We start from the raw sequence: 12,132 nt of genomic DNA on the forward strand, positions 1-12,132 counted from the left end.
TCGCAAAAGACGACCCGCTTACCGGGATATCAACCCATTGCGTGGGGTATGTCACAGTTCGGCAGAATTCTTCAGGATCGGCGGGGCGCACCGGCGCCCCGCCGACCCCACTCGCACCCCGGCCCCGGGCCGTGGTGACCAGCCCACGAGCCGGAGGCGCCGTCGGTGTCGAGCACGGGAAACGGCGGGGGAGAGCGGCGGGCCCGGCGCCTCCCCCGGCGCGGATCGCAGCGCGCGGCCGCTCCCGGCGTGCCCGGCCGCCCCGCGGGTACCGCGGCGGGCAGCGCGGCCGCCCGCGCCCGGCTCCGCCGCGGCGGGCGCTCCCGTCCGGCCGAGCAGCCCGGGCAGCGGCCGCAGGCGCGGGACATCCCGCCTGCCGCCTCGCCGCGCGGCCGCCCGATCCTCCCTTTCCCCGGCACCCCGGCGGCCGGCGCCAAGGTCGCCGAGCCGACCCGCGGCAGCCTGTTCGACATCGTCAAGGTCGCCATCGCCATCCTCGACACCTCCGGCCGGGTGGTGCTCTGGAGCCCGGCCGCCGAGGACATGCTCGGCTGGCCCAGCGAACTGCTGGTGGGCCGCCGGATCGACCAGCTGATCGCCGACGAGGAGCTCGTCGGCCAGGCCCGGATCGCCATCCAGGAGACCCTGCGGGTCGGCAGCTGGCACGGCATCACCCGGCTCAGCGACCGGGAGGGGGCCAACGTCCCCGTGGAGGTCCGGATCTCACTGCTCGTCGACGGCGACGGCACGCCCTTCCTGCAGGTCGCGCTCGCCGACGCCCGGACGGTCGCCGCCGTCGAGCGCGACCTCGCCGTCCGCGACGCCCTCTTCGAGCAGTCCCCGCTCGGCATCGCCGTCCTCGACACCGAACTGCGCTACACCGCCGTCAACCGCACCCTCGCCGACATGAACGGCGTCCCGGCCGAGGAGCACGTCGGCCGCACCACCGGCGAGACCCTCCCGGAAAGGGCCGCCGACGAGATCACCGCCATCCAGCGGCAGGTCCTCGCCACCGGCGAGCCGGTCATCGACGTCACCCTCGCCGCGCCGGTCACCGCCCGCACCGGCTTCCGCTCGATCTCCTACAGCCGGATGACCGACCGGGCCGGCCGCGTCCTCGGCATCTCCGGCACCGTCATGGACGTGACCGAGCGCTACCGGGCGGTCTCCAAGGTCGAGCACGCCCGCCGCCGGCTCTCCCTGCTCAACGAGTTCGGTTCCCGGATCGGCGACCTGCTGGACGCCTCGCGGATCGCCCAGGAGCTCGCCGGGGCCGTGGTGCCGCGGCTCGCCGACTACTCCGCGGTGATCCTGCTGCAGGCCGTCGCGCACGGCGACGACCTGCCCCGGCACGGCCACGACCGCCGCACCTCGCTGCTGCAGCTCGGCACCGCCTCCGTCCAGGACGGCCCCGAGGTCGAGGTGATGCTCCGCCGCGGCGCCCGGATCACCTTCACCGAGGAGTCCGCCTTCGGCCGGGTGCTGCGCACCGGCATCCCCGAGCTCCTCACCGGCAAGGAGGAGTCCGAGGACCTCAGCTACCCCGGCGACCCCAAGGCGCAGGCCGCCCACGAGCTCGGTGTGCACTCCCGGCTGGTCGTCCCGCTGCGGGCCCGCGGCATCGTCATCGGCCTGCTGGTGGTCAGCCGGGCCGGCTACCGGGAGGGCTTCGACCGCGACGACCTGGCCTTCGCCGTGGAGCTCGCCGACCGGGCCGGCAGCTCGCTGGACAACGCCCGCCTCTACGCCCGCGAGCGCACCGCCGCCCTCACCCTGCAGCGCACCCTGCTGCCGCAGCAGGTGCCGCAGCCCACCGGCGTCGAGGTCGCCTACCGCTACGTCCCCGGCAGCAGCGGCACCGAGGTCGGCGGCGACTGGTTCGACGTGATCCCGCTGCCCGGCGACCGCACCGCCCTGGTGGTCGGCGACGTCATGGGCCACGGCCTGCGCGCCGCCGCCACCATGGGCCGGCTGCGCACCGCCGTCCGGGTGCTCGCCGCCCTCGACCTGCCGCCGGAGATCCTGCTGCGGCACGTCCACGAGCTGGCCGACGACCTCGCCCAGGGCCCCGACGAGGCGCTGCTGGCGACCTGCGTGTACGCGGTCTTCGACCCCGTCCGGCGGCGGCTGACGGTGACCAAGGCCGGCCACATCCCGCCGGTGCTGGTGGTGCCCAAGGACGGCGACGGGCCCGCCCCCGCGGCGGGCGGCCCGCTGCCGGGAGGCGTCGGCCAGGTGCTGGACCTGCCCTCGGGCGCCCCGCTCGGCGTCGGCGGTGTCCCCTTCGAGTCCGTCGAGCTGGACGTCGCCGAGGGCACCCTGCTCGCCCTGTGCACCGACGGGCTGGTGGAGTCCCGGGACAAGGACCTCGACGTCGGCCTCGGCCGGCTGATCAGCGTGCTGGAACAGCCCTACGCCTCCATCGAGCAGGCCTGCGAGGCGGTGCTCGACACCATGGAGCAGGGCCGCGAGCCGGACGACGTCGCCCTGCTGCTGGCCCGGCTCAGCCACGGCGAGGCGGGCACCCCCACCGCGGGCTGGACGCTGCCGGCCGAGCCGACCGCCGTCTCCCGGGCCCGTCGGCTGGTCCGCGGCACCCTCGCCGAATGGGCCGTCGAGCACCTCACCGACACCGCCGAGCTGCTGGTGAGCGAGCTGGTCACCAATTCCGTCCGGTACGCCAGCGCCCCGATCGGGGTCCGGCTGACCCTGGGCGAGACCCTGCTGGTGGAGATCAGCGACCCGCTGCCCGACCCGCCGCGCGAGCGCCACGCCGCCGAGGCCGACGAGGGCGGCCGCGGCCTGGAGCTCGTCCGCCGCCTCGCCCTGCGGTGGGGCGCCCGGGCCGAGGGCATGGGCAAGGTCGTCTGGTTCGAGCTCTCCCCGGACGACCCCGAGGGCGACTACTCGGAGCAGTAGCAGCGTCACCTGCAGTGGCCGAGCGGAACGCGCGCGGGCGGGCGCGGACGGTGGCGGAGGCGTCCGGCAGCCGGACCGAAAAAGTGCGACTTTTACGATTTAGCGGGCACGGGCGCCCACCCTCGGGGTGCCCGGGCCGGCCGCGGGCGGCCCCCGGGCGGGAGGCCGTGGCGACGGCCGCGGCGGCTCGGGGAGGGCTGGCGCTGATAATGTGTCATGTGATGAAATGCCCGAATCTGCAGGCGGTTTCGAGACAGGCAGCGCACCGATCCTGCCGAATCCGGGCACAGCGGAGCCGTGTCCTTCACGACTCTTGACTGATCCTCCCGATCCGTGCAGGCCGAGCCGGTTCGAACAGCGGCGGCCGGGTAAGGAGCACCGGGCGGGCCTCCCCGATTCGATGTTGTGATGCTCGGGGGCGTGTGCGCTCGCACCCGGATGATGAATACTCGGTCTTCTCGACATCCGGATGGGCACTGGTTGGAGGGGTCGGTCCGTTGAACAGCATTCCGGCGCCGCAGGCGCCGAGCAGCAGCGGTCATGCCGCCGTGCCCGGACAGCCGGGCGCACCAGACGACGACGGCGTCGTCCCGCGCGACGGCGCGGCCGGCCGCGGCCGGCTCAGGCCCGGGTCGATCTACGACCACCTGCGGGTGGCCACCTTCGCGATCGGCCCCGACGGCCGGATCAGCCAGTGGAGCGCGCGGGCCGCCGAGTTCTTCGGCATGCCCGCCGGCGACGCCCTGGGCGCCGACCCGATCACCACCCTCGTCCCGCGCGGACTCTGGCAGCGCGGCCGCGCCAAGCTCGAGCGCGTGCTGGCCGGCGAGGAGTGGATCGGCACCACCCCGTACCGCGACGCCGACGGCGGCGAGGGCCTCGCCGAGCTCTACCTGATGCCCGCCGACGCCCCGCCCGCCACCGGCGCCACCTGTCTCGCCGTGGACGTCGGCCGGCTGCGCACCCTGGAGACCGAGCTGGCCGCCTCCGAGGCGGTCTTCGGGCAGACGCCCACCGGCTTCTTCCTCTTCGACCTCGACCTGCGCCTGCAACGCGTCAACGAGGCCTTCGCCGCCTGCGTCGACCGGCCCGCCGAGGAGCTCCCCGGCCTGCAGCCCGCCGAGCTCTTCCCGCCCGGCGAGGCCGACCGGCTGCTCGTCGCCCTGCGCAAGGTGCTGACCGGCGGCGACCCGATCCTCGACCTGCGGTTCAGCAGCGGCACCCCCGCCGCCGGCGCCCGCGACGGCCGCCGCCGCTGGTCCATCGCGCTCTTCCGGCTGAACGGCCCCGGCGGCGCCCCCATGGGCGTGGCCGGCCAGGTGCAGGACGTCACCAGCCGGCACGTCGCCGAGCGCGAGGCCGCCGGCGTCCGCCGCAGCCTCGCCCTGCTCAACGAGGCCAGCACCCACATCGGCTCCACCCTCGACCTGGAGACCACCGCCAAGGAGCTGCTGGACGTGATCGTCCCGCAGTTCTGCGACGTCGCCACCGTCGACCTGTACACCGCCCTGCTCTCCGGCGACTCCGGCCCGATCTCCGGCGGTCCCGGCCTGCTCGACGGCTCCGGCGAACTCCGCCGGGTCGCCGTCTCCAGCGTCGTCGGCGGCGCCGCCTCCGTGCTCGGCGGCGAGGGCCTGGCCGCCGTCCCGGTCGCCGAGGCCGGCGGCATCCTCTGCTACCCGCCGCGCTCCCCGCACGCCCGCGCCCTGCGCACCGGCCGCAGCGTCGTCCCGCAGCCGGGCCCCGACCCGCTGCTGCGCTCCACCCTGGTCGTCCCGCTGGTCGCCCGCGACCAGGTGCTCGGCCTCGTCCAGCTCTCCCGCGCGATCGGCTCCGAGCCCTTCGACGCCAGGGACGTCGCCATCGCCGAGGAACTGGTGGCCCGCGCCGCCGTCTGCGTCGACAACGCCCGCCTCTACCGCCGCGAGCACGAGCGCGCCCTGATCCTGCAGCGCAGCCTGCTGCCCCCCGGCAACCCGGCCGCCACCGGCCTGGAGATCGCCCGCCGCTACCTGCCGAGCAACAACAACACCGAGGTCGGCGGCGACTGGTTCGACGTGATCCCGCTGCCCGGCAGCCGCACCGCCCTGGTCATCGGCGACGTCATGGGCCGCGGCCTGCGCGCCGCCGTCGCCATGGGCCAGCTGCGCACCGCCGTCCGCACCCTCGCCATGCTCGACCTCGACCCGGCCGAGGTGCTCGGCGCCCTGGACGAGATCGCCCGCGGCCTCGGCGACGGCGACCCGTCCGGCGGCCCCTCCGGCGAGGGCGCCGCCGAGGTGTACCTGGCGACCTGCGTCTACGCCGTGTACGACGCCGTCACCCAGCGCTGCACCTTCGCCAGCGCCGGACACCTGCCGCCCGCGCTGCTCAGCCCCGGCGAGCCGGCCCGGATGCTCGACGTACCGCCCGGCCTGCCGCTCGGCGTCGGCGGCGAGCCCTTCGAGGAGGTCACCCTCACCCTGCCCGACGGCGCGGTGCTCGGCCTCTACACCGACGGCCTGGTGGAGTCCCGCAAGCACCAGCTGGACGAGGGCCTGCGCGCCTTCCGCGCCGCCCTCACGCACGGCTCCAAGCAACTGGAGCAGCTCTGCGACGAGGTGCTGGACGAGCTCATCCCGCACCACGGCGAGGACGACATCGCCCTGCTGATGGCCAAGGTCCAGGCGCTGCCCGCCGACTCGGTGGGCGACTGGAAGCTGCCCTCGGAGCCCACGTCCGTCGGCCGGGCCCGCGAGCGGTCCTGCGACTGGCTGATCAACCGCGGCCTCGACGAGCTGGTCGACACCACCGAGCTCCTGGTCAGCGAGCTGGTGACCAATGCGCTGCGGCACGGCCGCGGCGAGATCCGGCTGCGGCTGATGCGCGACCGCACCATGGTCTGCGAGGTCTGGGACGACGGCTACGCCCAGCCGCGGCAGCGGCGCGCCCAGGAGACCGACGAGGGCGGCCGCGGCCTGCAGCTGGTCAGCCTCCTCGCGGAGCGCTGGGGCAGCCGCCGCACCCCCAACGGCAAGATCGTCTGGTTCGAGCTGACCCTCTGACACCGGCCCCGGCCGGAGCCGCCCGGGGCCGGAGCCGCCCAGGGGCGCGAGCACCCGGGAAGGCACGCCCTACGCCGCCCGGGTGGATCTGTCCGCCCGGGCGCCGTGTCAGCGGGCGGGGCGGTGCGCGGATGCCCTTCAGTGGGGGAGAGTCCCGGATTCCTCGGGCCGGCCCACACCCCGACGGAGGAGCGCATGCGCGCCAGCCGAGCCGCCGCCGCGGCCACCGCCCTCTGCCTGGCCGCCGGCCTCGCCGGCTGCACCGGGGGTTCCTCCGAGGGGCCGTCCGGCTCCGACGTCACCGCCGCCGACCGCGCCCGCACCCGCGACGGCGGCACCGTGCGCTGGGCGGTCGACACCGTCCCGGCGACCCTGAACGTCTACCAGCCCGAGGCCACCGCCGACTCCGAGCTGATCGCCCGCGCCCTGCTGCCGAGCCTGTTCCGGCTGGACGACCGCGGCCGCGCCGCCGCCGACCCGGACTACCTCGCCGGTGCCGACTCCACCCCGGCCGGCCGCACCCCGCAGACCGTCACCTACCGGCTCAACCCCGCCGCGGTGTGGAGCGACGGCTCGCCGCTCTCCGCCGCCGACTTCACCGCCCAGTGGAAGGCCCTGTCCGGCGCGGACCCGGCCTTCCGCAGCGACCGCCCGGCCGGCTACGACGACATCGCCTCGGTCGCCCAGGGCAACGACCCGCACGAGGTCAAGGTCGTCTTCAAGCACCCGTACGCGGACTGGCGCTCGCTGTTCTCGCCGCTCTACCCGGCCGCCCGCACCGCCACCGCGGACGCCTTCAACCAGCCGCTCGACGGCGGCTTCCGCACCTCGGCCGGGCCGTTCGCGCTGAGCGCCTGGGACAAGGACGCCGGCCGCGCCGCGCTGACCCGTAACCCGCGCTGGTGGGGCGATCCGGCCAAGGCCCAGGAGATCGACTTCCTGGCCGTCCCGGCGCCCGACCGGCTGGACACCCTGGCCAAGGGCGAACTCGACATCGCCGCCGTGACCGCCTCCGTCGACCGGGCCGTGCCCGGCGGCTCGACCGCCGCCGCACCGCCGGACGCGGCCGCCATGGTCGAGGCGTCCGCGCAGGCGCTGCGCCGGGCCGAGACGCTGCCCGGGCTCACCCTGCACCGGGCGCCCGCCGCCGCCTACACCCAGCTCACCCTGAACGCGGAGAAGGGCCCGCTCACCGACCCGGCCGTCCGCCAGGCCGTCGCCCGGGCCGTCGACCGGCAGAAGACCGCGGCGGCCGCCCTCGGCCCGCTCGGCCTGGGCACCGTCCCGCTCGGCAACCACCTGCTGGTGGCCGGCCAGGACGGCTACCGCGACAACAGCGGCGCCCTGGGCTCCGCCGCGGCCGGCGCCCTGCTCGACAAGGCCGGCTGGACGTCCTCCGACGGCACCCGCAGCAAGGACGGCAAGAAGCTCGCGCTCACCCTGCTCGTCCCGGACGGCTCCACCACCGCCCGCCGCACCGCCGACGCGCTCTTTGCCGACCTGGCCGCCGCCGGCATCGCGCTCACCGTGAAGGCCGCCGCCCCGGACACCTTCGTCGCCGACCACCTGGACAAGGGCGACTTCGAGCTCGCCCTGTTCTCCTGGCCGGCCAGCGCCTTCCCCTCCGACGCCCGGCCGCTGTACGCCAAGCCGCAGCCCGGCCCGGACGGCGTCCCGGTCGTCGGCCGCAACTACGCCCGGGCCGGCACCGCGGAGATCGACGGGCTGCTCGACCGCGCCGACGCCGAGCTCGACCCCGCGGCCCGGCAGCGCCTGCTGCAGCAGGCCGACGCCCGGCTCTGGCAGCTCGCCGACGTCGTCCCGCTCTACCGCCGGCCCGACCTGGTCGCCGTCCGCAACGGGGTCGCCGCCGCCGGCGCGTACGGCTTCACCACCCCGCGCTACCAGGACGTCGGCTTCCGGCAGGACTGACCGGAGCCCCGATCCGGACGGGTACGGCCCGTCCGGCGGGCGATGTGATCTTGCACCCGGTGCCACCGGCCGTTTCGGCCCTTGACACGAATCCCCGTACCATAGGAGGAGCCGTGGCATGGTGTGCCCGGCGGGTGGACCGGTAGTAGCAGGCGGAACGGGCGGCCGCGATCGACAGGGATCGCAAGTCGGCGTCACGCAGCCGGGCGCCGAAACCCACGAAACCGGGAGATTCCGCTCCGCATGCCCACGCGCAACGACATCCGTAACGTCGCCATCGTCGCCCACGTCGACCACGGCAAGACCACCCTGGTCGACGCCATGCTGAAGCAGGCCGGCGCCTTCGCCGCCCACCAGCAGCTCGACGACCGCATGATGGACTCAAACGACCTGGAGCGCGAGAAGGGCATCACCATTCTCGCGAAGAACACCGCGGTCAAGTACCACCCCAAGGACGGTGGCGCGCCGATCACCATCAACATCATCGACACCCCGGGCCACGCCGACTTCGGTGGCGAGGTCGAGCGCGGCCTGTCGATGGTGGACGCGGTCGTCCTGCTGGTCGACGCCTCCGAGGGCCCGCTGCCGCAGACCCGCTTCGTGCTCCGCAAGGCGCTCACCGCGCGGCTGCCCGTCATCCTCTGCATCAACAAGACCGACCGTCCGGACGCCCGGATCGACGAGGTCATCAACGAGACCTACGACCTGTTCCTGGACCTGGACGCGGACGAGGACCAGATCGAGTTCCCGATCGTCTACGCCTGCGCCCGTGACGGCGTCGCCTCGCTGACCAAGCCGGAGAACGGCACCGTCCCGGCGGACTCCACCAGCCTGGAGCCGTTCTTCTCCACCATCCTGGAGCACGTCCCGGCCCCGACCTACGACGAGACCGCCCCGCTGCAGGCGCACGTCACCAACCTGGACGCCGACAACTTCCTCGGCCGCATCGCGCTGCTCCGCGTCGAGCAGGGCGAGCTGCGCAAGGGCCAGACGGTGGCCTGGATCAAGCGCGACGGCTCGATCCAGAACGTCCGCATCTCCGAGCTGCTGATGACCGAGGCGCTCACCCGCAAGCCGGCCGAGGTGGCGGGCCCGGGTGACATCTGCGCGGTCGCCGGCATCTCCGACATCATGATCGGCGAGACCCTGGCCGACACCGAGAACCCGATCGCCCTGCCGCTGATCACGGTGGACGAGCCGGCCATCTCGATGACCATCGGCACCAACACCTCGCCGCTGGTCGGCAAGGGCGGCTCCGGCAAGGGCGCGGACGCCAAGTCCGGTGCCAAGGTCGACCGCAAGGTCACCGCCCGCCAGGTGAAGGACCGCCTGGACCGCGAGCTGATCGGCAACGTCTCGCTGCGCGTGCTGGACACCGAGCGTCCGGACGCCTGGGAGGTGCAGGGCCGCGGTGAGCTGGCGCTGGCCATCCTCATCGAGACCATGCGTCGCGAGGGCTTCGAGCTGACCGTCGGCAAGCCGCAGGTGGTCACCCGCGAGGTCAACGGCAAGACCCACGAGCCGGTCGAGCGCCTCACCGTGGACGTCCCCGAGGAGCACATGGGTGCCGTCACCCAGCTCATGGGCATCCGCAAGGGCCGGATGGACAACATGTCCAACCACGGCTCCGGCTGGGTCCGCATGGAGTTCGTCGTCCCGTCCCGCGGCCTGATCGGCTTCCGGACGGAGTTCCTCACCAACACCCGCGGCACCGGCATCGCGCACTCGATCCACGAGGGCTACGAGCCGTGGTTCGGCGCCCTGACGACCCGCAACAACGGCTCCCTGGTCGCCGACCGGGCCGGTGTGGTCACCGCCTTCGCGATGACCAACCTGCAGGAGCGCGGCGTGCTCTTCACCGACCCCGGCACCGAGGTGTACGAGGGCATGATCGTCGGCGAGAACTCCCGCTCCGACGACATGGACGTGAACATCACCAAGGAGAAGAAGCTCACCAACATGCGGTCCTCGACCGCCGATGTGACCGAGTCGATCGTCCCGCCGCGCAAGCTCTCCCTGGAGCAGTCGCTGGAGTTCTGCCGCGAGGACGAGTGCATCGAGGTGACCCCGGAGACCGTGCGCATCCGCAAGGTCGTCCTGGACCAGAAGGAGCGCGGCCGCACCGCCTCGCGCGCCAAGAAGTCCTGACACGGGGCAGTACCGCAAGCCGGCCCGCACCCCTCGGGGTGCGGGCCGGCTTTTGCGTGCCCGTGGGGCCGGGCGTCCGATATCCGGAGGGCGGCCCGCCCGCCGGGGTGAGGTGCGCCACCATCCTCGGGGCGCCTGAGAGTCGGTAATCGGACATGACTGACGGTTGTCAGCCACGACTGTCCGTTTAGTGCCGGTTAGGTATGCCCTCAATGTCCATTTTGCGAAACCAATTGGTCGCGCATGTGACCAAATTGAGATCCGTAATGGTCGGTTCCGTATCTCCGAGTGTCCGATAGTGGGACAGTCGAGCTCGGGTCACGGGTCACGCGCAGGGGTGCGCGCCGAACCTCGGGCGAGGAGGCACCACAGGCCAAGGCGACCCCGCCGGCCATCCCCCATGCGGTGCCTCCACGTTGAAACCACATCAGGAGGCATCCCCCATGCGCGGTGCAACCCCGGCCAAGTGGATCGTGGCCGCCACTGCTGTCGCTCTCGCTGCGACGGCCTGCAGCACGGGCAGCAAGAGCAGCGACAAGGCGGCCGCCGCGGGCGGCGGCTCCATCGCCGTTCAGCTCGGCGAGCCGCAGCACGGTCTGGTCCCGACCAACACGGCCGAGTCCGAGGGCGCCGAGGTCCTCAACTCCCTCTTCGCCGGTCTGGTCGACTACGACGTCAAGACCAGCGAGCCCAAGCTCCGCGTCGCCGAGTCGATCGAGTCCCCCGACAGCAAGGTCTGGACGATCAAGCTGAAGGACGGCTACACCTTCCACAACGGCGAGAAGGTCACCGCCCAGTCCTTCGTCGACGCCTGGAACTACGGCGCCAACCAGGACAACGCGCAGGAGGCCCTGCCCTTCTTCGCCAAGATCGAGGGCTCCGAGGAGCTCGCTCCGGGCAAGGACAAGAAGCCCACCGCCAAGGAGCTCAAGGGCCTGAAGGTCGTCGACGAGAAGACCTTCACCGTCTCCCTCACCGCCCCGTTCTCCCAGTTCAAGACCATGCTGGGCTACACGGCCTTCTACCCGCTGCCCAAGGCGTTCTTCACCGACCCGAAGACCTTCGGCGACAAGCCGATCGGCAACGGCCCGTTCCAGATGGACGGCGCCTGGGAGCACAACAAGCAGATCAAGGTGAAGCGCTACGACGCCTTCCCCGCTGCGGACGGCAAGGCCAAGCTCCAGGGCGTCACCTTCAAGATCTACGACAGCCTGGACACCGCCTACAACGACCTGCGCACCGACGCGATCCAGATCACCGACAAGCTGCCCACCTCGGCGATGTCCTCGGTGAAGGCGGAGTTCGGCGACCGCTACATCTACAAGCCGGAGTCCGGCGTCGGCTACATCGGCTTCCCGATCGCCACCAACCCGGCCACCTACGGCAAGCCCGAGATCCGCAAGGCGATCTCGATGGCCATCGACCGCGAGGCCATCAGCAAGACCATCTTCAACGGCAGCCGCGTCCCGGCCGACGACTTCATCAGCCCGCTGGTCGCCGGCTACCGCAAGGGCGCCCTCGGCGAGGCCGCCAAGTACGACCCGGCCAAGGCCAAGGAGCTCTTCACCCAGGCCGGCGGCGTCCCGGGCAACACCATCGAGCTCGGCTACAACGCCGACGGCGGCCACAAGGAGTGGATCGAGGCCGTCGCCAACCAGCTCAAGAAGAACCTGGGCGTCGAGGTCACCGCCAAGCCGTTCGAGAAGTTCGGCAAGATGCTGGACGCGCTCGGCGAGAAGCAGTACTCGGGCGCCTTCCGCATGGGCTGGTCGATGGACTACCCGTCGGCCGAGAACTACCTGCGCCCGATCTTCTCCAAGGTCGCCATCGACCAGGGCTCGAACTACGGCGGTTACGTCAACGACAAGTTCGAGGCGCTGCTCTCGCAGGCCGACCAGGCGAAGACCCAGGAGGAGGGCCTGAAGCTGTACCAGCAGGCCGACGACATCCTCGTCCAGGACCTGCCGTACATCCCGGTGTACACCAACATGTCCTCCGCCGCTTACACCAAGTCCGTGAAGAACGTCGACACCGACGCCTTCGGCCGCATGGACCTGGCCAACGTCGAGCTCGCCGGCTGACCCGGTAG

5 protein-coding genes are annotated in these 12,132 nt (G+C 72.8%); all 5 read left to right on the forward strand.

Features of this window, described 5'->3' with window-relative positions; genetic code table 11:
* Nucleotides 1-249: 249 nt before the first annotated feature.
* Complete coding sequence (locus ACQ614_RS21975) at nt 250-2,919, forward strand: SpoIIE family protein phosphatase (RefSeq protein WP_431680249.1); 2,670 nt, start codon at nt 250-252, stop codon at nt 2,917-2,919.
* Nucleotides 2,920-3,416: 497 nt separating this feature from the next.
* Entirely contained in the window at nt 3,417-5,963 is a 2,547-nt protein-coding gene (locus tag ACQ614_RS21980; RefSeq protein ID WP_431680251.1) for a SpoIIE family protein phosphatase, read from the forward strand.
* Between the two features lie 195 nt (nt 5,964-6,158).
* Complete coding sequence (locus ACQ614_RS21985; protein ID WP_431680253.1) at nt 6,159-7,895, forward strand: ABC transporter family substrate-binding protein; 1,737 nt, start codon at nt 6,159-6,161, stop codon at nt 7,893-7,895.
* Between the two features lie 243 nt (nt 7,896-8,138).
* Entirely contained in the window at nt 8,139-10,043 is a 1,905-nt protein-coding gene (gene typA, locus ACQ614_RS21990) for a translational GTPase TypA (protein ID WP_431680254.1), read from the forward strand.
* A gap of 443 nt (nt 10,044-10,486) precedes the next feature.
* On the forward strand, nt 10,487-12,124 hold the full coding sequence (locus tag ACQ614_RS21995; RefSeq protein WP_431680256.1) for a peptide ABC transporter substrate-binding protein: 1,638 nt from the start codon (nt 10,487-10,489) through the stop codon (nt 12,122-12,124).
* Nucleotides 12,125-12,132 lie beyond the last annotated feature (8 nt).

It is taken from the genome of Kitasatospora dryopteridis, assembly GCF_050749075.1.
GTDB lineage: Bacteria > Actinomycetota > Actinomycetes > Streptomycetales > Streptomycetaceae > Kitasatospora.